Below are 294 nucleotides of genomic sequence, written 5' to 3'. Positions count from 1 at the left end.
GACCGTTTTAGGTGGACTGATTGCTTACTGCCTTAAATTGAAGAAACCATCACTGAAAGTTTTCTACTTAGAAGAAGATGTTCCAATGATGGCTTAAGCAGAATTCGGGTTGATTAAGTTAGATTTTATTATCATGAGATACATCGTAATAAAAAAAGAGCAATAAATACAAAAGTCTTTTGCTGATATATAACTTTTCATAATTATGAGAATTTCATATTTCCTATTCCTTTCCAACTATTTGCTGAAGCGGCATTCAAGAAAATCTTAACTCTTTTGATGAGCTGCCACATA

The 294-nt window shown here is 32.0% G+C and carries 1 pseudogene; it reads left to right on the top strand.

The annotated features are described in order from the left end of the window. Positions 1 to 97, top strand: a pseudogene (locus AAC854_RS23465) (IS982 family transposase); the annotation flags it as partial. Between the last annotated feature and the right edge of the window lie 197 nt (positions 98 to 294).

Origin of the sequence: Xenorhabdus entomophaga (assembly GCF_037996725.1) — a bacterium.
GTDB classification, from domain to species: domain Bacteria; phylum Pseudomonadota; class Gammaproteobacteria; order Enterobacterales; family Enterobacteriaceae; genus Xenorhabdus; species Xenorhabdus khoisanae.
Note: the sequence above shows the minus strand (reverse complement) of the source record. Positions and strands in the feature narration are given on the sequence as shown.